The following is a 19,797-nucleotide window of genomic DNA, read 5'->3' as shown; positions in this document are numbered from 1 at the left end:
TGCGCGTCAGCGCCGGAACACCTCGTCGACCAAGGGAATCCGCGCGCGGTAGCCGCGCAGCAGGTCTCGGGCGACGTTGACCGAGTCGACGAGCGGGTGGAGGGCGAACGCCTGCACGGCGCGGCGCTCCGAGCCCGTGGTGGCCGCCTCGATGACGAGCCGGTCGACGGCCTTGACCTGCTGCACCAGCCCGAGGGGATGACCCGTGAGCGGGCTGGTCGGCAGCGGGCGGGGGCCGTCGGCGCCGACCGTGCACGGCACCTCCACCACGGCGTCGTCCGGCAGGCCTGGGAGCGTGGAACCGTTGCGCACGTTGAGGATCAGCGTGGCCGGCTCCCCGCGCGAGATGGCCGCCATGATGGCCAGGGCCACTCCCTCGTAACCACCGCCCTGGACGTCCTGCTCGTCGCGCTCTTCGTCCTCCGCGCGGGTCTCGCGCATGTAGGTCGCGTTGCGCTCCATGCGCACCTGGTCCCACTGGCGCAGGGCGTCGGCGGGCCGCGTGGCAAGGGTGTCGTAGAACGCGTGCTGCTGCTCCACGAGGTACTCGCCACGGGTCTGCGGGCTGCCGCCGATCGAGGCGACCGCGTCGCGGGTGAAGTAGTAGTAGTAGAGGTACTCGTTGGGGAGGACGCCGAGCGTGCGCAACCACTCGGCCCCGAAGAGCTGGCCCTCCTCGGTGGTGGCCAGGCGCCGGTCGTCCTCGAGCAGGGCCGGCACCAGGTTGCGACCCTGGTGGTGAACCCCCCGCAGCCAGCCGAGGTGGTTGAGGCCGACGTAGTCGACCGTGGTCGCCGCCGGGGCGACGCCCATGGTCGTGGCCACCCGTCGTGCGGCCCCGATGGGGGAGTCGCAGATGCCGACCACCCGGTCGCCGAGCACCGACTGCATCGCCTCGGTGATCATCCCGGCCGGGTTGGTGAAGTTGATGACCCAGGCGTCGGGGGCGAGCGTGCGCACCCGCTCGGCCACGTGCAGCGCGACCGGCACCGTGCGCAGGCCGTAGGAGATCCCGCCCGGGCCGGTCGTCTCCTGGCCGAGCAGCCCGAGGTCCAGTGCCACCCGCTCGTCGGCCGTTCGTCCCTCGAGCCCGCCCACCCGGATGGCGGAGAACACGAAGTCGCTGCCGGCGAGCGCCTCGTCGAGGTCGGTCGTCGTGTGGACGGCTGGAGCGTCGTCCGCGCCGGCCGCCATCTCGGCGAGCACCCGGGCGATCGCGTCGAGCCGGGAGGCGTCGACGTCGTGGAGCCAGACCTCGCGGACCCGGCGGTCGTGCCGGTCGGTGAGGAGGGCGCCGAAGACGAGGGGCGTGCGGAACCCGCCGCCGCCCAGCATGGCCAGCCTCATGCGTACAGCACCTCCGTGCCTGCCTCCTGGCAGACGGTGATCGTGCCGGGGTCGGCGCCCCGGTTGGTGATGATGGTGTCGACCTCTCCGGCACCGCACACGCGCAGGGAGCCGGTGCCCGGGAACTTGTGCCGGTCGACGAGCAGGACCGAGCGGTCGGCCGCCCGCAGCAGGGCGCGCTTCACCGGCACCTCGACCATGGTGGTGTCGAGCACGGTGCCGTCACCCCGCACGCCGCTGGCGCCGAGGAAGACGTGGCGGCCGCGCACCTGGCGCAGCGCGTCCTCGGTCAGCGCGCCGACGAGCGAGTGGTAGGTCCGGCGCACCATGCCGCCGAGGAGGACCAGCTCGACCGCGGGGTCGTCGCGCAGCACGTCGAGGACGGCCAGGCTCGCGGTGACCACCGTGACCGGGCGGCCCCGCAGGGCACGGGCCAGCATCATCGTCGTCGTGCCGATGTCGAGGATCACGCAGTCGCCGTCCTCGACGAGCGCGGCGGCGCGCGCGGCGACCGCCTGCTTGTCGGCCGCGTCGCTCGCCGCCACCTCCGCGAAGCCCCGGGCGGTGTCGGCGTCGGGACCGTCGACGGCGACGGCGCCCCCGTGCACGCGGCGCAGGGCGCCTGCGCGCTCGAGCTCGATGAGGTCGCGGCGCACCGTCGCCGCGCTGACCCCGCAGAGACCGGCCAGCTCCTCGGTGGTGGCCACCCCCTGCGACGTGAGCCGACCCAGGATGGATCGCTGCCGGGGTACCCGCATGGGAGGCAACCTAACGCGCAACCGTGCGCACTGCACGCACAATCCTGCGCATTTGTGTGCGCTTCTGCTTGTCAGGCGCGCGCCAGCGGTGCATTCTGGGCCCGCAGACGCACGACGACAGGGGAGACGGGTGGCCGAGCAGGTGTACGACCCTCTGGCGTCCCTGCGCGCCCCGGGTGAGCCTGACTTCGACGTCTTCGTCTGGGGCACCGTCTTCCTCGACATCATCTTCACCGGTCTCGAGCGGCTGCCCGAGGGCGGCGAGGAGATCTGGGCCGACGGGATGGGCTCCTGCCCCGGCGGGATCGCCAACCTCGCCGTGGCCGCCCGGCGGCTCGGGCTGCGCACGTCCCTCGCGGCCGCCTTCGGCGACGACGCCTACGGCGACTTCTGCTGGGAGACCCTGCGCGACTCCGAGCGCATCGACCTCAGCCGCTCCCGCCGCTTCGACGGCTGGCACTCGCCGGTGACCGTCTCGATGGCGGTGCACCGCGACCGGGGCATGGTCAGCCACGGGCACCCCGCGCCGATGGGGGCAACCGAGCTGATCGGCCGGCCCCCTCGTGCGCGTGCCGTCATGGCCTCCCTCGGGGAGCCCGACGGGCTGGTCGGCGACGACGAGCCGACCTGGGTGCAGATGGCGCGCGAGGACGGAGCCCTGGTGTTCGCCGACGTCGGCTGGGACCCCACGGGCCGGTGGCCGCGCGAGGTGCTCGACCAGCTGCAGGTGTGCCACGCCTTCCTCCCGAACGCCGGGGAGGCCATGGCCTACACCCGCTCGGGCACCCCCACCGAGGCGCTCTACGCCCTGGCCGACCTGGTGCCGCTGGCCATCGTGACCAACGGCGAGAACGGCGCGATGGCGATCGACTCCTCGACGGGCGAGGAAGCCGTGGTGCCCGCCCTGCGGGTCTCGGCGCTCGACCCCACCGGCGCAGGCGACGTCTTCGGCGCCTCCATCGTGCTCGGGACCATCGCCGGCTGGCCCCTGCAGCAGCGCCTGTCCTTCGCCGCCCTCTGCTCCTCGCTGGCCGTCCAGCAGTTCGGCGGCTCGCTCGCCGCCCCGGGGTGGGGCGACCTCGCCGACTGGTGGACCCAGCAGCGGGCCAAGGCCGACTCGAGCTCGTACCACCGGTCGATGCTGCGTCGCTACGCCTTCCTCGACGACCTCGTCCCAGCCGTCCCCCTGGGTGTGGGACGACGGGCGAGTGCGACGATTGCCCGCCATGCTGACGTCGGGGAGACCTGATGAACGACACCTGCCTGTTGGACCGACCCGAGGAGCTGTCATGAGGAGCCGACCCACCACCCTGCTGGCCGCAGCCGGCCTGATCGGCGCCGTCGCGCTCGCCGCCTGCACGCCGGGCTCCGACTCCGACAGCGGCCAGTCCGCCGCGCCCACCGGCCAGGTCACCACCGACCCCGCGAAGCTGGGAGATGTGACCCTCACGGTCTGGGACCAGGAGATCCGCGGCGGCCAGAAGGCACAGATCGAGGAGCTGAACCAGCAGTTCCAGCAGAAGTACCCGAACATCAAGCTCAAGCGCGTCTCGCGTTCGACCGACGACCTCAACACGACCCTCAAGCTCGCCCTGTCGGGCAACGAGCCCCCCGACGTGTTCCAGGCCAACAACGGCCGCCCGCAGATGGGCTCCTTCGTCCAGGCCGGTCAGCTGCTCCCACTCGACCGGTATGCCGACGCGTACGGCTGGAAGGACCGCTACCCCGAGTCGGTGCGCAAGTACTCGTCGTACTCCCCGGACGGCAAGACCTTCGGCACCGGAAGCCTCTACGGCCTGCCCCAGGTCGGGGAGGTCGTCGGCATCTTCGTCAACAAGGCCAAGCTCGAGAAGGCCGGCGTGAGCATGCCGCAGACCTGGGACGAGTTCACGAAGAGCCTGGCGACCCTCAAGGGCAAGGGCGAGCTGCCGCTGGTGCTGGGCAACCTCGACAAGTGGCCGGCCATCCACGTCTTCGGCACGGTGCAGGCGCAGAACGTGCAGCCGGACGCCATCCGCACCCTCGGCTTCGGCCAGAAGGGCGGCTCGTGGAAGAGCCCCGAGAACACCAAGGCCGCGCAGACCCTGGTCGACTGGGTCGACAAGGGCTACTTCTCCAAGGACGTCAACGGCCAGGGGTACGACCCGGCCTGGCAGGCGTTCTCGAAGGGCACCGGTGCCTACCTCATCGCCGGCACCTGGCTCCAGGCCGACCTGGGCAAGGCCATGGGTGACGACGTGACGTTCGTGCTGCCCCCGTCGGCCTCCGGCAGCCCCGCCGCGACCGGCGGCACCGGCATCCCGTGGGCGGTCTCGAGCAAGAGCAAGCACCCCGACGCCGCGGCGGCCTACATCAACTTCATCACCAGCCCTGATGCCATGGGCGTGCTGGCGAAGAACGACAACCTGCCGATCGCCGACACGGCGGAGCAGGAGGCGCCGAACGCGCTCGCCAAGGACGTCTTCGGCGCCTTCGGGACCGCCGTGGAGAAGGACGCCCTCGTGCCCTACCTCGACTACGCGACGCCGACGATGGCCGACACCATCGGGGCGGCGTTGCAGGACCTCCTCGCGAAGAAGGCCACGCCCGAACAGTTCCTCGACACCCTCGAGAAGGACTACAGCGGGTTCGTGTCGTCGAACCAGTGAGCCGACCTGTGAGTGGCGCGCGGGCGAAGAGCACCGGGCCGCCGGGTGAGCCGCGCAGGATCGCCTACCTCTACCTGCTGCCGGCGTTCCTGGTGTACGCGGCGTTCCTGCTCTACCCGCTCGGCCGCGCCGTCCAGATCTCGTTCTACGACTGGAACGGCAACACGCTCGCCACCTGGGCGGGGCTGGACAACTACGCCGAGGTCGTCACCGACCCGGCGCTGCGGGCGGCCTTCGGCCACGCGCTGGTGCTCGTGTTCTTCTACGCCGTCCTGCCCCTGGTCGTCGGCCTCGGACTGGCCTCCATCCTCAACCGGGCCCGGGTGCGCGGGCTGCCGTTCTTCCGCACGGTCGTCTTCCTGCCCCAGGTCGTCGCCATGGTGGTGGTCGGCGTGGCCTGGCGGCGGCTGTACGCCCCCGACGGCAGCGTCAACGACCTCCTGCGGGCGGTCGGCCTCGACTCCCTGGCGCGCGGCTGGCTCGGCGACTACGCCGCGGCCCTGCCCGCCGTCGGGTTCATCGGCACGTGGTTCGAGATCGGCCTGGTGACCGTTCTGCTGCTTGCCGGGATGGGGCGCATCCCCGGCGAGCTCTACGAGGCGGCGCGGCTCGACGGCGCCGGTCCGGTGCGGGAGTTCCTCGCCGTCACCCTGCCGTCGGTGCGCGGCGAGATCGCGGTCGCCCTGACGCTGACGGTCATCGCCGCGCTGCGCACCTTCGACCTCGTCTACATCACCACCCGGGGCGGGCCGGGCACCTCCACGTCGGTGCCGTCCTTCGAGGTCTACAACCGGGCCTTCCAGCAGGGCCGGGTCGGGTCGGCTGCTGCCGTCGCGGTGGTGCTGACCCTGGTGATCTTCGCGATCTCCTTCGGGATCACCCGCATCGCGGAGCGGGAGCGCTGATGAGGGTCAGCAGGGGAGAGCGGCTCGCCAACTACGCCATCCTCATCGCCTTCGCCGTGTTCGCGCTCTACCCGATCCTCACGATCGTCGCCGCGGCCCTGGGCCCGGACGACGCGGCGGGCGGCCAGGTGGGACCGGGGGTCCTCGGGCTGCACCCGGAGAACTTCACCAAGGCCTGGGAGGACGGCCGGTTCGGCTCCTACCTGCGCACGAGCCTGCTCGTCTCCTCGGTGGTCGTGGTGGTCAGCGTGACGCTGTCGATCCTGAGCGGCTTCGCGTTCGGCACCATGCGCTTCCCCGGCTCGAGCGTGCTGTTCTACGTCTTCCTGCTCGGGATCATGATGCCGAGCGAGGCGGTCGTCGTGCCGCTGTACTTCGACCTGCGCACCCTGGGCCTGACCGACACCCTGTGGGCCGTGGTGCTGCCACAGGTGGCCCAGTCGGTGGCCTTCGGCACGTTCTGGATGCGCGCCTACTTCCGCACCAGCAGCCGCTCGCTCGTCGAGGCGGCACGGCTCGACGGCGCCTCGACCCGGCGCATCCTCTGGAGCGTCCTGGTGCCGCTGGCCCGACCCGCCATCGTGACCCTGACGGTGCTGGTCTTCATGTGGACGTGGAACGAGTTCCTCATCCCGCTGGTCATGGTCACCTCCGAGTCGCTGCGCACCGCGCCGCTCGGGCTCGCCTTCTTCCAGGGTCAGTACACCCAGGGGTTCACCCTGCTCGCCGCCGGCGCGTGCATCGTCGCCACGCCGGTCGTGCTGCTCTACCTGTTCCTGCAGCGGCACTTCATCGCCGGGATGCTCGAGGGGGCAGTCCGGGAGTAATCGCACCACCACACCACCACGGGAGGTCAACGATGATCCGGCTGGCACGTACGACTGAGAGGGGCCGACGCCTCGCCGTCGCGGCAGTGGCCGCGGCAGCGGCGCTCGGCCTCGCCGGGCCAGGGCAGGCAGCTGCCCACCCGGCAGCAGGGGGCTCAGGCGGTGGGGCCGCTCCGCCGGACGCCACCACCTCGGCGGGCACGCCGGTCGACCTCGGCGCCCTCTTCGTCGGCGCCCACCCCGACGACGAGGCCGGCCTGCTGTCGGCCTTCGGCGAGTGGGGCGAGGAGAACGGCCTGCGCACCGGGGTGGTCACGGTCACCCGTGGTGAGGGCGGCGGCAACGCCGTCGGGCCGGAGGAGGGGCCCGCACTCGGCCTGCTCCGGGAGGAGGAGGAGCGTGCTGCCGTCGCCAAGGCCGGCATCACCGACGTCTTCAACCTCGACAAGGTCGACTTCTACTACACCGTGAGCAACCCGCTCACCCAGCAGATCTGGGACCACGAGGACACCCTCGCCAGGGTTGTGCGGGTCATCCGCCAGACCAGGCCCGAGGTGCTCACGACGATGAACCCGGCGCCGTCGCCGGGCAACCACGGCAACCACCAGGAGGCGGCCCGCCTCGCGGTCGAGGCCTACGCGGCGGCCGGCGACCCGGACCGCTTCCCGGAGCAGATCACTCAGGAGGGGCTGCGCCCCTGGGCGCCGGCGAAGGTGCTGATGCGGGGCTCGGCCGCGTCGGCGCCGACAGGCCCGTCGTGCTCCAGCGACTTCACCCGCCGCGACCCCACGGCCAACCTGTATGGCGTGTGGGCCGGTGACCGTGCCGAGTCCGGGCAGACCTGGGCGGCGGTCGAGCGGGAGGCCCAGCGCGTCTACGCCTCGCAGGGCTGGGCGGGGTTCCCGGACGTCCCGTCCGACCCGAATGCGATCGGCTGCGACTTCCTCCAGCAGATCGACGCCCGGGTGCCGTTCGCGGCGCCCGGCTCGCAGGCGGCGGCCGAGGCGTCGGCCTCGCTCGCGGGGGCGACCACCCGTCCTGCGGGCGCCGTCCCGCTCGGGACGGGGCTGCGGGTCAGCACGTCGCGGTTCGGCGTGCTGGGCGGCGAGCCGTTCTCAGCGGTGGTGGAGGCCACCGCACCGCAGGGCGAGTCCCTCACCGGCGTGGGGCTCGAGGTCTCGGTGCCCAGCGGCTGGACCGTCACGGGCAGCGGCGCGGTCGGCACGCTCGGGAAGGGTGACAGGGTGCGCCGCACGTTCACCGTCACGCCGCCGGCCGGCGCCACCGTCGGCGAGCGCGTCCGGGTTGCCGTCGCGCTCGCCACGGAGCAGGGCAGCGGCTACGCCGACCGGGCCGTCGAGGTCGTGGCTCCCGTCACGGCCACCCAGCAGCTGCTGCCGCAGGTCGCGGACTTCGAGGCCTGGGCGGCGACGGCGGGTCAGCCCCAGCTCGGCGGGTCGGTCACGCCGGTGCTCACGCTGGCCTCCGGCCAGAGCCGAGAGGTCCGGGTGGACCTGCGCAACAACAGCAGCGCCCCCCAGTCGGGTGCCGTCTCGCTGGAGCTCCCGGCGGGCTTCGCCGCGCAGCCGGCGTCCGCGGCATACGGGCCACTGGCCCCGGGGGCGAAGGGCGCGGTGACGTTCACGGTGACGAACACCGACGCGTCGCTGAAGACGTCGAACCAGGGCGGCACGCCGGGGGCGGCGGCCGGGGACTACGCCTACACGATCAGGACGACCTCGGCGTCGGGCACGTCGACCAGCAGGGCGGCCCTCGAGCTCGTGCCGCGCACCACCATCGAGCAGGCTGCTGCCGCCCCGACGGTCGACGGCTTCGACAGCGCGGGGGAGTACCCCGGTGAGGCGCTCGACATCTCGCGCCGTTGGGAGGGCAGCGACTGCACCTCGGCGGCCGACTGCTCCGCCACGGCGAAGCTGACGTGGCGCGACGACACCCTCTTCGTGCTCGTCAGCGTCAGGGACGACACCCTCGGCACGAAGCTCGACGCCGCCGACTGCAAGCGCCACTGGAGGACCGACTCCGTGGAGCTCGCGTTCGACCCCCGCGGGGCGTCGGAGAACACCTCGACGACCTTCAAGGCCGCGATCCTGCCCGTGACGGCTGAGGGCGGGCCCTGCCACCTGCGTGACGCCGACAACCACCAGGGCCCGGGCGGGGAGACGGCGCCGGGGATGCGGATCGCCTCGAAGGTCGCCGAGGGCGAGGGCTACACCGTGGAGACGGCGATCCCCATGGCGCTGCTGCCCGGCGCGGTCGACCCGCAGCGACTCGGGGTCAACCTGTTCGTCTACGACTCCGACACCCAGGACAAGACCGGCCAGACACGGATCGGCTGGTCGACCTGGGGCGGAGTCCAGGGCGACCCCTACCGCTGGGGACAGGCCGAGGTCGAGGGCTACACGCCTCCGGCCGGCCGACCCACCACCGCGCCGGAGCCGGTGGTGCCGCTCTCGGGGCTCAGCTCGCTGCACTCGCCGCCCAGCCTCGAGCAGGCCGTGGACATCAACGTCTCGTTGGCCGGCGGACCGGCGAGCGAGCGGGGTGACAGCGGCTGGGTGCGCCAGGCGAAGGACCGCGACGGCGCGGTGAGCGTGCGGCTGCACGCTAACGCCGCCGGCACGGCCCACGTCTTCGTCGTCGACGAGGACGGCACCGCGGGGGCGCGGGAGGTCGCGGTCAGCAGTGGCACCGGCGCCGTCTCGGTGCCGCTCGGGCGTGCCCTGTCCGGCAGCGCCGAGGTGCTCGTCGGCTGGGAGGACGGCTCGGGCGGCACGCTCGCCTCGCGGGTCCCGCTGCGCTGACCTCGCGGCGCACCACGTCTCACACGCAGAGGGCGGTTCCCCGGTCGGGGAACCGCCCTCTGGCGCTGTGCTGCCGGACTCAGGCCGACTTGAGCAGCTGGACGTCGAGCTTGATCTTGATCTTCTCGGAGACGAGCACGCCGCCACCCTCGAGGGCGACGTTCCACTCGAGGCCGAAGTCCTTGCGGTTGATCTCCGTCTCGGCCTCGAAGCCGGCCTTCGTGTTGCCCCACGGGTCGGTGGCGACGCCGCCGAACTCGAGGTCGAACTCCACCGGGCGGGTGACGCCCTTGATGGTCAGGTCGCCCTTGAGGGTGTCCTCGGTGACCTCGGTGGAGACGAAGGTCATCTCCGGGTTGTTCTCCACGTCGAAGAAGTCGGCGCTCTTGAGGTGGGCGTCGCGGTCGGCGGAGCCGGTGTCGACGGAGGCGAGCTTGACGGAGGCGCGCACCGAGGAGGCGGAGAAGGGCTCGGCCACGGTGACGGTGCCCTCGACGTCGCTGAACGAGCCGCGGACCTTGCTGACCATGAGGTGGCGGGCGGTGAAGCCGACCTCGGTGTGCGAGGCGTCGACGGTCCAGGTGCCGGTGGGGAGCTGCGTGGTGATGGCGGTGGCGGTCATAGGGATCTCCTGTGTTGAGAGGTCGTGGTGAAGGAGGGGCTCCTTCGCTGTCACGGGGTACAACGTAGCAAGGATCGTTAATATTTCAACTATGCCTTCGACATGGGATACTGGCGTCATGGCCAACACCGTCGACACCACCGTGGCTGAGCTGGCCGAGCCCCGCTGGCTCACCACCGAGGAGCAGCACGCCTGGCGCTCCTACCTGCGCGGGAGCCGCCTCCTCGAGGCGGCCCTCGACAAGGACCTGCAGTCCCACGGGGTGCAGCTGTCCGAGTACGAGATCATCTCGATGCTCTCCGAGGCGCCGGGGCGCCGGCTGCGGATGTCGGGCCTCGCCGACCTCGTCGTGCAGTCGCGCAGCCGGCTGACCCACACCGCGGCCCGCCTCGAGCGCCGGGGCTGGGTGCGCCGCGAGTCCTGTCTGGAGGACCGGCGCGGCGTCGAGCTCGTCCTCACCGACGAGGGCTGGACCGCGGTCCAGGACATGGCCCGCGTGCACGTCGACAGCGTGCGCAGACACCTCGTCGACACCATGTCGCCCGAGCTGTTCGCCGCCCTCGGCGCCGCGATGGACGCCATCTCCTCGGCGATCCTCAGCAGCGGGGCAGCCCAGGAGGCGGACGGCGGCACCGTGGACTCGACGCTGCGCTGAGAGGCGCCTGAGGGCGCGGGCCGACCGCACAGGTGCGGCTGAGACAATGCCGGGCATGACGGCATACCCCATGGAGGCCCCTGCCTCGCAGGCACTGCTCGAGCGGGCGCTCGCGGTGACCCCCGGAGGCGTGAACTCCCCGGTGCGCGCCTTCCGCGCGGTCGGCGGCACCCCCCGCTTCATGGTCAGCGGCGAGGGCCCCTACCTGCGCGACGCCGACGGCCGCGAGTACGTCGACCTGGTCTGCTCCTGGGGCCCGATGATCCTCGGCCACGCCCACCCGGCAGTGCTCGAGGCCGTCACGGGCGCCGCGATGCGCGGGTTCTCGTTCGGCACCCCCAGCGAGAACGAGGTCGCCCTCGCCGAGGAGATCGTCGCCCGGGTCGAGCCGGTCGAGCAGGTGCGCCTCGTCTCCAGCGGCACCGAGGCCACCATGAGCGCCATCCGCCTCGCCCGCGGGTTCACCGGCCGCTCGGTCGTCGTGAAGTTCGCCGGCTGCTACCACGGGCACGTCGACTCGCTGCTCGCCTCGGCCGGTTCGGGCCTGGCCACCTTCGCGCTGCCCGACTCCGCGGGCGTTCCCAAGGAGATGGCCGCCGAGACGATCGTGCTGCCCTACAACGACCTCGCCGCGGTCGAGACGGCCTTCGCCGGGCGGGGCACCGAGATCGCCGCCGTCATCACCGAGGCCTCCCCGGGCAACATGGGCGTGGTGCCGCCCACCCCCGGCTTCACCGACGGGCTGCGCCGCATCACCGCCGCGCACGGTGCGCTGCTCATCTCCGACGAGGTCATGACGGGGTTCCGCTGCTCCTCAGCGGGGTGGTTCGGCCTCGAGGGCCCGTATGCCGCGGGGGCGCCCGACCTGTTCACCTTCGGCAAGGTCATGGGTGGCGGGTTCCCGGCCGCCGCGTTCGGCGGACGCGCCGACGTCATGGCGATGCTCGCGCCGCTCGGCCCGGTCTACCAGGCCGGCACCCTGTCCGGGAACCCCGTGGCCACGGCTGCGGGGCTCGCGACGCTGCAGAACTGCACCCCCGACGTCTACGTCCGGCTCACCACGGTGGCCGACACCCTCACCGCCGCCGTGGGCGAGGAGCTCGCCAGGGCCGGGGTCCCGCACGTCATCCAGCGGGCCGGCAGCATGTTCAGCGTCTTCTTCCGCGAGGAGTCGGTCGCGAACTACGACGACGCCAAGGACCAGCACGTGCCGGCCTTCTCGGCGTTCTTCCACTCGATGCTCAGCCAGGGCGTCCACCTGCCGCCGAGCGCGTTCGAGTCGTGGTTCCTCAGCGCCGCCCACGACGACCAGGCCGTCGACAGGGTGCTCGCCGCCCTTCCGGCGGCGGCGTCGGAGGCCGCCGCCGCGTTTGCGAGAATCGACGCATGAGCGAGCCCGTACGGACCGTCGTCCACCTCCTGCGCCACGGTGAGGTCCACAACCCTGCCGGCGTGCTCTACGGCCGCCTCGACGGCTACCCCCTCTCCGACCTCGGCCGGCAGATGGCCGAGATGGTCGCCAGCCACCTCGCCGACCACGACGTCACCCTGGTGGTCGCGTCGTCGCTCACGCGGGCCCAGGAGACGGCTGCACCCATCGCGGCCTCCCACGGCCTCGAGGTGACCGTCGACGACCGGGTGCTCGAGGCGGGGAACCGCTTCGAGGGCGAGCAGGTCAACGCCGGACCGGCGGCCTTCACGCACCCGAAGCACTGGGGCAAGCTGCTCAACCCGTTCAAGCCGTCGTGGGGCGAGGCCTACACCGTCATCGCCGACCGGATGCTCGAGGCGATCGACGCCGCCCGCGAGGCCGCGGCCGGCCACGAGGCCGTCATCGTGTCGCACCAGCTGCCGATCTGGACGGCGCGGAACCGGCTCATGGGCCGCCGCCTGTGGCACGACCCGCGCAACCGGCAGTGCTCGCTGGCGTCGCTGACGACCCTGACCTACACCGGCGGCGAGCTCGAGTCGGTGACCTACAGCGAGCCGGCCGGCTCGCTGCTGCCCAAGGCCCACCAGGGGGCCGGCGCGTGAGGCCTGCCGCACTGGTGCTCGCCGGTGCGCTCGCCCTGTCGGTGGCGGGCTGCTCCGACGACCCCAACAGCCTCGCCTCCCAGGCGAAGGCCGGTGACCGCAAGGGCTATGTCTCCGGCGACGGCAGCGTCGAGAAGATCGCCGCTGACCAGCGCCAGGAGCCGGTCGAGCTCAAGGGCACGACGCTCGACGGCAAGGACTGGGCGGTGGCCGACGCCAAGGGAGACGTCGTCGTCGTCAACGTCTGGGGTTCCTGGTGCGGGCCCTGCGTGGCTGAGGCCCCGGACCTGCAGAAGGCCTGGGACGGTCTGTCCAAGGCCGGCAAGCCCGTGCAGTTCATGGGCATCGACTTCCGCGAGGCGCCCGAGCGCGGCGCGGCCTTCGCCAAGGCCAACAACATCACCTACCCGTCGCTGAGCGACGAGTCCGGGGTGCTGATCCTCGCCCTGCAGGGCAAGGCGCCCACCGTGCCGACGACCCTGGTGCTCGACAAGACCGGGCGGATCGCGGCCCGGGTCAACGGCGAGGTCACGGCCTCGACCCTGACCGGGCTGGTCGACGACGTGCTGGCCGAGGGCTAGGCGGTCCCACCCAGCATGCTGCTCCTCCCCTCAGATGTCGTGGACACGGTCACCGCCGGCGCCCTGCCGGTGGCCGTCGCGGTCGCGCTCCTCGCCGGCCTGGTGTCCTTCGCCTCGCCCTGCGTCCTGCCGCTCGTGCCGGGGTTCCTCGGCTACGTCACCGGCCTGGGCGACGTGGCGCTCGCGAAGCGGGCCAGGGGCCGGATGGTGCTCGGCGCGCTGCTGTTCGTCGCCGGCTTCAGCGCGGTGTTCATCGCCACCACCGCCTTCCTCGCCTCTGTGGGTGCGGCGCTGGTCGAGCACCGCACCCTGCTCATGCGGGTCGGGGGCGTGCTGGTCATCCTCATGGCCCTGGTGTTCCTGGGCGCCGGCAGCCAGCGCGAGCTGAAGCTGAGGTTCAAGCCCGCGGCCGGGCTGGCCGGGGCGCCGCTGCTCGGTGCGGTGTTCGGCATCGGGTGGGCGCCGTGCACGGGCCCGACGCTCGGCGCCGTGATGCTCCTCGCGACGACAACCGGGGACGAGCAGGCGGTGACCCGCGGCGTGGTGCTCGCGGCGGCATACTGCCTGGGTCTCGGCCTGCCGTTCCTGTTCATCGCCGCCGGCTTCCAGCGGTGGGGCCGGGTCTCGGCCGCGCTGCGGAAGCGGCAGCGGCTGATCCAGCTGCTCGGCGGCGCGATGCTCCTCGCGGTCGGGGTGCTGCTCGTCACGGGGGTCTGGGAGGACTGGACCCGCGCCCTGCAGACCCAGTTCGTCAACGGCTTCGTGACGGTGATCTGATGGCCACCGAGACCCCCCTCAGCACCCAGCCCGCCCCGCCCGACGAGCCGGTGAACCAGCCGCAGCTCGGCCTGCGCGGGTGGCTGCGCTTCGCCTGGCGCCAGCTGACGAGCATGCGCACGGCGCTGTTCCTCCTGCTCCTGCTCGCCGTCGGCGCGGTGCCGGGCTCGATCTGGCCGCAGCGCAGCATCGACGCCGCCCGCACGGCCGACTACATCGCCCAAAACCCGAAGCTGGGGCCGGTGCTCGACCGGCTCGGCTTCTTCGAGGTCTACGCCTCCCCGTGGTTCGCGGCGATCTACCTGCTGCTGTTCATCTCCCTCGTCGGCTGCGTCCTGCCGCGCACGAAGGTCCACTGGAAGGCGATGCGCTCGCGCCCGCCGCGCACGCCCAGCCGCCTCGAGCGCCTCGCGGCGCACGCGAGCGCCGAGGTCGAGGCGACACCCGAGGAGGCGCTCGCGGCCGCCGAGGCCGAGCTGCGCCGGCGGCGCTTCCGGGTGCACCGCTACGACGGCGCCTCGGTGAGCTCCGAGCGCGGCTACCTCAAGGAGACCGGCAACCTCGTCTTCCACCTCGCGCTGATCCTGGTCATCATCGGCGTCGCCATCGGGCACCTGTTCGGGTGGAAGGGCGACGTGATCGTGCCCGTGGGGCAGGGCTTCGCCAACACGCTCTCCCGCTACGACACCTACAGCCCGGGCCCGTGGGTGGACCCCGAGGACCTCTCGCCCTTCGCCCTCACCCTCGAGCGGCTCGACGCCACCTTCGAGGAGAACGTGACCGGCCGCGGCCAGTTCGGCCAGCCGCGCGACTTCACGGCCCACGTCTCCGTCACCGACGAGCCGGGCGCCACCCCGCGGGAGGAGACGATCAAGGTCAACCACCCACTCGAGATGGACGGCGCCTCGGTCTTCCTCCTCGGCAACGGCTACGCCCCGGTCATCACGGTGCGCGACAAGGACGGCAACGTCACCTACCGCGACGCGACCCCGTTCCTCGCCCAGGACAACAACTACAAGTCGGTGGGTGCCGTGAAGGTCACCGGCGCGACGCCGAAGCAGCTCGGCTTCTTCGGCCTGTTCCTGCCGACTGCCGTGATCACCGAGGAGAGCGGCCCGAGCTCGATCTTCCCCGACGCCAAGAAGCCGGCCCTCGCGCTCGGTCTCTACGAGGGTGAGCTGTTCCCCGAGGGGCGGCCGCAGTCGGTATACACCCTCGACACGCAGAAACTCACCCAGATCACGAACGACAAGGGCACCGATGCGCTGCGCATCTGGCTCGAGCCCGGCCAGACCTTCGAGCTGCCCGGCGATCGGGGCAGCATCACCTTCGAAGGGGTGCAGCGCTTCGCCGGCCTGTCGATCCGCTCCGACCCGGGCAAGTGGCTCACCCTCACCGCCTCGCTGCTCGCGTTGGGCGGGCTCATCGCCAGCCTGGTCGTGCGCCGGCGCCGGGTCTTCGTGCGGGTTTCCCCCGGTGGTGAGGCTGGACGTACCGTGGTCTCCGTCGGCGGCATGGCCAAGGACGACGACGACACACTCACCGAGGCGGTCGAGGAGATCCTCGACGCCGTGCAACGACGGATGGGCACCTCTCGATGACCAACCAGACCCTGGCCCAGTACTCCAACCTGAGCCTGTACTCCGCCATGGCCGTGCTGACCCTCGCCATGGTCGGTTATGCGCTCTACCTCGCCGGGCTCGTGCCGCACCGCGACCACCGGGCCACCCGCGCGCGCGAGGAGGCGCTGGTGGGCTCGGGCAGCGGGACGGGGGCGGCCCAGGGTCCGGTCCCCGGAACCACAGCGTCGGGCTCCGACGACGTCGCCGCCGACGACGTGCCCCTGCGGGCGCGCAAGGCCGCGGGCATCGCCGGCACCATGACCTGGCTGTCCGGCCTCCTGCTGGTCGTGTCGGTCGTGCTGCGAGGGGCGTCGGTGCACCGCTGGCCGCTGGGCAACATGTTCGAGTTCGCGGTGTTCGGCGCCATGTGCACGCTCCTCGCCTACCTCGCCTGGTCGACCCGGCGTGACCTGCGCTGGCTCGGCCTGTTCGTCACCGCCCCCGTGCTGCTCACGCTGGGCCTTGCCATCACGGTCTGGTACACCGAGGCCGCCGAGCTGCTGCCCTCGCTGAAGAGCTACTGGCTCGTCATCCACGTCACCGTGGCGACCCTGTCCGTGGCGGTGTTCGCCATCGGGGCCTCTGCTTCGGGTCTCTACCTCGCCAAGGACGCCTTCCAGCGCGCGGGCAGGGGCTCGGTGCTCGACCGCTTCCCGCCGGCAAGGAGCATCGAGCGGCTGTCCTACGGCCTGCACGTCGTGGCCTTCCCGCTGTGGACGTTCACGCTGATCGCCGGCGCCATCTGGGCGCGCCAGGCGTGGGGCGCCTACTGGAACTGGGACCCCAAGGAGGTGTGGACCTTCGTCATCTGGGTGGTCTACGCGGCCTACCTCCACGCGCGCGCCACCAGCGGCTGGAGCCGCCAGGCCGCCAACTACATCGCGCTGGCCGGTTGGGCCTGCATCATCATCAACTACACGGTGGTCAACGTGTTCTTCGTCAGCCAGCACTCCTACTCGGGACTCTGAACCGATGGTCCGCTACTCGCTCCTGCGCATCCTGATCTTCTTCGGCGTCATGGCGGCCCTGTGGCTGCTCGGCCTGCGCGACCGCGACGAGCAGCTGCTGCTGCTCGTGCTCTCGGCGCTCATCTCCATGGCGATCTCGGTCGTGGTCCTCAAGCGCTTCCGCGAGGACTACAGCCAGCAGCTCGCCGAGCGGCTCGAGCGCCGGGCGCAGGCCAAGCAGGAGCAGGGCAGCACCCGCCCCGTCGGCTCCGACGAGCAGGCCGAGGACGCCGAGGACGAGACCCGCGACAACGGTCCCGTCGAGTACCGCTAGGCGAGAGCCAGCCCCGCGGCCAGCAGCACGGCATACGCGACCTCGAACAGGCCGGTGGCCGCGAGCACGGCCACGAGGTCGCGGCCCGTGGCGCCCGAGCGCACGACCTGCAACGGGCGCCACGCAAGGCCGAACGCCGGCAGCGCGATGAGCGCCAGCGGGTGGGTGAAGGCGATGCCCACCACGGCGAGCAGCGCGACGAGGAGCAGGGCGGCATACAGGAGGCGGGTGCCACGGTCGCCGAACCGGACCGCGAGGGTGTTCTTGCCGGTCGCGCGGTCGGTGGGGATGTCGCGCAGGTTGTTGGCCACGAGGATGGCCGAGGCGATGGCGCCCACCCCGACGGCGCCGAGCAGGCCGACGCCGGTGACCTCGCCGGCCTGGGTGTAGAGGGTGCCGAGGGTGGCCATCAGCCCGAAGAACACGAAGACGTAGACCTCGCCGAGGCCGCGGTAGCCGTAGGGGTTGTCGCCGCCGGTGTACTTCCACGCGGCGAGGATGGCCAGCGCGCCGAGCGGAATCATGATCCACGCGGCGCTCAGGGCGACCAGGGCGAGTCCGACCAGCGCGGCGAACCCGAAGAACGAGAATGCCATGAGCTTGACGTTGTCGGGGTCGGCCTTGTGCTGGCCGACGAGCCGCACCGGGCCGACGCGGTCGGCGTCGGTGCCGCGGATGCCGTCGGAGTAGTCGTTGGCGTAGTTGACCCCGACCTGGAGGCACACCGAGACGACGAGGGCCAGCAGGGCGAGGGCGAGATCGGCCTGGTCGACGGCGGCTGCGGCACCGGTGCCGACGACGACGGGGGCGATGGCGGCGGGAAGGGTGCGCGGGCGGGCGCCCTCGATCCACTGGGCGATGGTGGCCATGGGTGTGCTGGTCTCACTCGGGTTGTGCGAAGGGTGGGCAACGCCACGACGCTGTGACGAGGGTGCCCTGCTGGTGGCAGGTGCTGGTTACAGGTTACGGAGGAAGTCGGGATCGTCGTCGGGGCCACGCGGGGCGGAGGGGCGCTGACCTGGCCCGCGGGTCGGCCGCTGCCGGCGAGGCCGGCCGGCGAGGAACCACGCGAGGGGCCCGGCAATCGCGAACAGCAGGATGAGGAAGACCCAGATGAGCTTGGGGAGGTTGCGCACGCGGCTCTCGTCGGTCTGGATGCAGTCGACCACCGCGTAGACCGTCAGGGCGATGCCGAGGAGCCAGGGAAGCACGCGCAGCATGAGCCAATCGTGTCACGAACCGCTGGCGAGCAGGGCACGCAGGGTGGACCTGTCCGGCTTGCCGGGACCACGCAGCGGCAGGGTGTCGACGACGCCCACACGACGGGGCAGGGCATGACCCGGCAGGACGTCGCGCACGGCGTCGCGGACCTCCTGCAGCGTCGGGGGGGCGGCGCCGTCGGCGAGCACCAGGGCGGCCGCGACGGCCTCACCCCACTCGGGGTCGGGCACCCCGACGACGGCGCACTCGGCCACCGCGGGCAGGTGCTCGACCAGCGCCTCCTCCACGAGCCGGGGGGCCACCTTGAGCCCGCCGGTGTTGACAAGGTCGTCGAGCCGGCCGTCGACGTGCCAGCGGCCGTCGCCGTCCTGGTGGCCGACGTCGTCGGTGGCGAACCAGCGGGTGCCGTCGGCGTGGGAGGTGAAGGCGGCGGCCGTCAGGTCGGGGCGGCCCAGGTAGCCGACGGCGAGGGTCGCGCCACCGAGGTGGAGCCTGCCCTCGGCGTCGACGCGCACCCGGGTGCAGCCCAGCGGCAGGCCGTCGTAGACGCAGCCGCCGGCGGTCTCGCTCATCCCGTAGGTCGTGGTGACGCGCACCCCGGCCTCGGCCGCCCGGGCCAGGAGGGTCGGCGGGCTGGCGGCGCCACCGAGCAGCACGGCGTCGAACCGCCGCAGGGCCTCGGACCCGTCCTCGTCGGCCAGGAGACGGACCAGCTGGGTCGGGACGAGCGAGGTGTAGCAGCGCTCGCCGTCAAGGGCCTTGGAGGCGTCGGCGAACGCCCGCGTGGTGAAGCCGTCGGCGAGGTCGACCGCCACCGGCGTCGTGCCCGCCACCAGCGACCGCACCAGCACCTGGATGCCGGCCACGTGGTGGGCCGGCATGGGCAGCAGCCACTGGCCGGGTCCTCCCAGCCGCTCGTGGGTGGCGGTGGCGCTCGCGGCCAGGGCGTCGGACGTGAGCATCGCGAGCTTGGGGCTGCCGGTCGAGCCCGAGGTGCCGACGACGACGGCGAGGCCCTCGGGCAGGTCCACGGCCTCGCCGGGCACGGCAGGCGGGCGGGTGCCCGCGGCATACGGCACCACGGCAGGCCCACCCGCCAGGGCCGCGCGCAGGGACGGCACCACCTGCAGCGCCGCGGTCCCGGAGGGCACCTCGAGCAGGTGCAGGCGCTTCACGGGGTCAGGGTATGCCGCGGGGGCCGGCCCTCTGGACGCCGCCCGGCGCCGGGGCCACCATGGGGTTCGTGGACCTGGAGTTCTCCGACTACCTCAAGCGGGTGCGGGCACACCGCGCGGAGCTGCGGGACTCGGTGGCGGCCGTCGATGAGGCGCTCGCCGCCCCTGTGGCTCGGCAGGACGCGTGGCTCGACCGGGTGCGGACTGCGCTCGGTGAGCTCGCGCACGACTTCCGCGTCCACATCGACCTCACCGAGGGGGAGGGCGGGCTCTATGCGGACGTGCGCCGCACGTCGCCACGCCTCTCCGGCCAGGTGCGAAGGCTCACCGACGAGCACATGCGGTATGCCGCGCACCTCGACAGCCTCCTCGCGCGGCTCGACGGGGCCGGGCCGGTAGGGGACCTGCTCGCCTTCCGCGAGGAGGTCACGGCCCTGATGGGCCAGCTGGTGCGGCACCGGCAGGCGGGGGCCGACGTGGTGTTCGAGGCCTACGAGGTCGACATCGGCGGGTCCGAGTAGC

At 72.4% G+C, this 19,797-nt stretch carries 20 protein-coding genes; 14 read left to right on the top strand and 6 right to left on the bottom strand.

Annotated features, from left to right (window positions below; genetic code table 11):
• Positions 1-6 precede the first annotated feature (6 nt).
• A complete protein-coding gene (locus tag P2F65_RS06110) occupies positions 7-1,347 on the bottom strand; it encodes a 6-phospho-beta-glucosidase (protein ID WP_275805172.1) in 1,341 nt (446 codons plus the stop codon).
• Complete coding sequence (locus P2F65_RS06105) at positions 1,344-2,105, bottom strand: DeoR/GlpR family DNA-binding transcription regulator (RefSeq protein ID WP_275805170.1); 762 nt, start codon at positions 2,103-2,105, stop codon at positions 1,344-1,346. The genes P2F65_RS06110 and P2F65_RS06105 overlap by 4 nt, the downstream gene beginning before the upstream one ends.
• 130 nt (positions 2,106-2,235) lie before the next feature.
• Between P2F65_RS06105 and P2F65_RS06100 the strand changes: the two genes are divergently transcribed.
• The 5 genes from P2F65_RS06100 to P2F65_RS06080 all read left to right on the top strand — a co-directional run bounded on the left by P2F65_RS06100 (position 2,236) and on the right by P2F65_RS06080 (position 9,307).
• Complete coding sequence (locus tag P2F65_RS06100; RefSeq protein ID WP_275805168.1) at positions 2,236-3,354, top strand: PfkB family carbohydrate kinase; 1,119 nt, start codon at positions 2,236-2,238, stop codon at positions 3,352-3,354.
• A 40-nt stretch (positions 3,355-3,394) separates the two neighbouring features.
• Positions 3,395-4,753, top strand: coding sequence for an extracellular solute-binding protein (locus tag P2F65_RS06095; protein WP_275805165.1), 1,359 nt, complete (start codon positions 3,395-3,397; stop codon positions 4,751-4,753).
• Positions 4,754-4,812: 59 nt separating this feature from the next.
• Positions 4,813-5,658, top strand: coding sequence for a sugar ABC transporter permease (locus P2F65_RS06090; RefSeq protein ID WP_275807297.1), 846 nt, complete (start codon positions 4,813-4,815; stop codon positions 5,656-5,658).
• Entirely contained in the window at positions 5,658-6,485 is an 828-nt protein-coding gene (locus tag P2F65_RS06085) for a carbohydrate ABC transporter permease (protein WP_275805163.1), read from the top strand. Before P2F65_RS06090 ends, P2F65_RS06085 begins: the two co-directional genes overlap by 1 nt.
• Positions 6,486-6,571: 86 nt before the next feature.
• Positions 6,572-9,307, top strand: coding sequence for a sugar-binding protein (locus tag P2F65_RS06080; RefSeq protein WP_275805161.1), 2,736 nt, complete (start codon positions 6,572-6,574; stop codon positions 9,305-9,307).
• 79 nt (positions 9,308-9,386) lie between these two features.
• On the opposite strand, the gene P2F65_RS06075 is transcribed toward P2F65_RS06080, so the two are convergent.
• Positions 9,387-9,929 carry a YceI family protein gene (locus P2F65_RS06075; RefSeq protein WP_275805160.1) on the bottom strand — a complete coding sequence of 181 codons (543 nt, stop codon included), beginning with the start codon at positions 9,927-9,929 and terminating at the stop codon, positions 9,387-9,389.
• A gap of 118 nt (positions 9,930-10,047) precedes the next feature.
• On the opposite strand from P2F65_RS06075, the gene P2F65_RS06070 reads away from it, so the two are divergent.
• The 8 genes from P2F65_RS06070 to P2F65_RS06035 are packed head-to-tail and all read left to right on the top strand — an operon-like array spanning position 10,048 to position 16,879.
• On the top strand, positions 10,048-10,584 hold the full coding sequence (locus P2F65_RS06070; protein ID WP_275805158.1) for a MarR family transcriptional regulator: 537 nt from the start codon (positions 10,048-10,050) through the stop codon (positions 10,582-10,584).
• Positions 10,585-10,639: 55 nt separating this feature from the next.
• The gene (gene hemL, locus P2F65_RS06065; RefSeq protein WP_275805156.1) at positions 10,640-11,974 is read left to right on the top strand and encodes a glutamate-1-semialdehyde 2,1-aminomutase; all 1,335 of its coding nucleotides are present in this window, start codon (positions 10,640-10,642) and stop codon (positions 11,972-11,974) included.
• Entirely contained in the window at positions 11,971-12,618 is a 648-nt protein-coding gene (locus P2F65_RS06060; protein WP_275805154.1) for a histidine phosphatase family protein, read from the top strand. The genes hemL and P2F65_RS06060 overlap by 4 nt, the downstream gene beginning before the upstream one ends.
• Positions 12,615-13,199 carry a TlpA disulfide reductase family protein gene (locus P2F65_RS06055; RefSeq protein ID WP_275805153.1) on the top strand — a complete coding sequence of 195 codons (585 nt, stop codon included), beginning with the start codon at positions 12,615-12,617 and terminating at the stop codon, positions 13,197-13,199. Before P2F65_RS06060 ends, P2F65_RS06055 begins: the two co-directional genes overlap by 4 nt.
• A 15-nt stretch (positions 13,200-13,214) precedes the next feature.
• Positions 13,215-13,976 carry a cytochrome c biogenesis protein CcdA gene (locus P2F65_RS06050; protein WP_275805151.1) on the top strand — a complete coding sequence of 254 codons (762 nt, stop codon included), beginning with the start codon at positions 13,215-13,217 and terminating at the stop codon, positions 13,974-13,976.
• Complete coding sequence (locus P2F65_RS06045; protein WP_275805149.1) at positions 13,976-15,577, top strand: cytochrome c biogenesis protein ResB; 1,602 nt, start codon at positions 13,976-13,978, stop codon at positions 15,575-15,577. The genes P2F65_RS06050 and P2F65_RS06045 overlap by 1 nt, the downstream gene beginning before the upstream one ends.
• Positions 15,574-16,566, top strand: coding sequence for a c-type cytochrome biogenesis protein CcsB (gene ccsB, locus P2F65_RS06040; protein WP_275805147.1), 993 nt, complete (start codon positions 15,574-15,576; stop codon positions 16,564-16,566). Before P2F65_RS06045 ends, ccsB begins: the two co-directional genes overlap by 4 nt.
• 4 nt (positions 16,567-16,570) lie before the next feature.
• Positions 16,571-16,879, top strand: a complete 309-nt coding sequence (locus P2F65_RS06035) for a DUF4229 domain-containing protein (RefSeq protein ID WP_275805145.1) — start codon at positions 16,571-16,573, stop codon at positions 16,877-16,879.
• On the opposite strand, the gene P2F65_RS06030 is transcribed toward P2F65_RS06035, so the two are convergent.
• The 3 genes from P2F65_RS06030 to menE all read right to left on the bottom strand — a co-directional run bounded on the left by P2F65_RS06030 (position 16,876) and on the right by menE (position 19,275).
• Positions 16,876-17,748, bottom strand: a complete 873-nt coding sequence (locus P2F65_RS06030) for a 1,4-dihydroxy-2-naphthoate polyprenyltransferase (protein ID WP_275805143.1) — start codon at positions 17,746-17,748, stop codon at positions 16,876-16,878. The two genes, P2F65_RS06035 and P2F65_RS06030, sit on opposite strands and share 4 nt — an antisense overlap.
• A gap of 87 nt (positions 17,749-17,835) precedes the next feature.
• On the bottom strand, positions 17,836-18,099 hold the full coding sequence (locus P2F65_RS06025) for a PLD nuclease N-terminal domain-containing protein (RefSeq protein WP_275805141.1): 264 nt from the start codon (positions 18,097-18,099) through the stop codon (positions 17,836-17,838).
• Positions 18,100-18,111: 12 nt separating this feature from the next.
• The gene (gene menE / locus P2F65_RS06020; protein WP_275805139.1) at positions 18,112-19,275 is read right to left on the bottom strand and encodes an o-succinylbenzoate--CoA ligase; all 1,164 of its coding nucleotides are present in this window, start codon (positions 19,273-19,275) and stop codon (positions 18,112-18,114) included.
• A gap of 68 nt (positions 19,276-19,343) precedes the next feature.
• Here menE and P2F65_RS06015 point away from each other — a divergent pair, with 68 nt between their 5' ends.
• Positions 19,344-19,796 carry a hemerythrin domain-containing protein gene (locus P2F65_RS06015; RefSeq protein WP_275805137.1) on the top strand — a complete coding sequence of 151 codons (453 nt, stop codon included), beginning with the start codon at positions 19,344-19,346 and terminating at the stop codon, positions 19,794-19,796.
• Position 19,797: the final 1 nt, after the last annotated feature.

Origin of the sequence: Knoellia sp. p5-6-4 (genome assembly GCF_029222705.1) — a bacterium.
Lineage (GTDB): Bacteria > Actinomycetota > Actinomycetes > Actinomycetales > Dermatophilaceae > Pedococcus_A.
Note: the sequence above shows the minus strand (reverse complement) of the source record. Positions and strands in the feature narration are given on the sequence as shown.

Excerpts from the sequence above, each read along its gene's own strand:
- P2F65_RS06025 (WP_275805141.1), bottom strand. The coding sequence starts at position 18,099 with ATGCTGCGCGTGCTTCCCTGGCTCCTCGGCATCGCCCTGACGGTCTAC.
- P2F65_RS06075 (WP_275805160.1), bottom strand. The coding sequence starts at position 9,929 with ATGACCGCCACCGCCATCACCACGCAGCTCCCCACCGGCACCTGGACC.
- P2F65_RS06085 (WP_275805163.1), top strand. The coding sequence starts at position 5,658 with ATGAGGGTCAGCAGGGGAGAGCGGCTCGCCAACTACGCCATCCTCATC.
- P2F65_RS06070 (WP_275805158.1), top strand. The coding sequence starts at position 10,048 with ATGGCCAACACCGTCGACACCACCGTGGCTGAGCTGGCCGAGCCCCGC.
- P2F65_RS06110 (WP_275805172.1), bottom strand. The coding sequence starts at position 1,347 with ATGAGGCTGGCCATGCTGGGCGGCGGCGGGTTCCGCACGCCCCTCGTC.
- P2F65_RS06035 (WP_275805145.1), top strand. The coding sequence starts at position 16,571 with ATGGTCCGCTACTCGCTCCTGCGCATCCTGATCTTCTTCGGCGTCATG.
- hemL (WP_275805156.1), top strand. The coding sequence starts at position 10,640 with ATGACGGCATACCCCATGGAGGCCCCTGCCTCGCAGGCACTGCTCGAG.
- P2F65_RS06060 (WP_275805154.1), top strand. The coding sequence starts at position 11,971 with ATGAGCGAGCCCGTACGGACCGTCGTCCACCTCCTGCGCCACGGTGAG.
- P2F65_RS06095 (WP_275805165.1), top strand. The coding sequence starts at position 3,395 with ATGAGGAGCCGACCCACCACCCTGCTGGCCGCAGCCGGCCTGATCGGC.
- P2F65_RS06045 (WP_275805149.1), top strand. The coding sequence starts at position 13,976 with ATGGCCACCGAGACCCCCCTCAGCACCCAGCCCGCCCCGCCCGACGAG.
- P2F65_RS06050 (WP_275805151.1), top strand. The coding sequence starts at position 13,215 with ATGCTGCTCCTCCCCTCAGATGTCGTGGACACGGTCACCGCCGGCGCC.
- P2F65_RS06105 (WP_275805170.1), bottom strand. The coding sequence starts at position 2,105 with ATGCGGGTACCCCGGCAGCGATCCATCCTGGGTCGGCTCACGTCGCAG.
- P2F65_RS06030 (WP_275805143.1), bottom strand. The coding sequence starts at position 17,748 with ATGGCCACCATCGCCCAGTGGATCGAGGGCGCCCGCCCGCGCACCCTT.
- ccsB (WP_275805147.1), top strand. The coding sequence starts at position 15,574 with ATGACCAACCAGACCCTGGCCCAGTACTCCAACCTGAGCCTGTACTCC.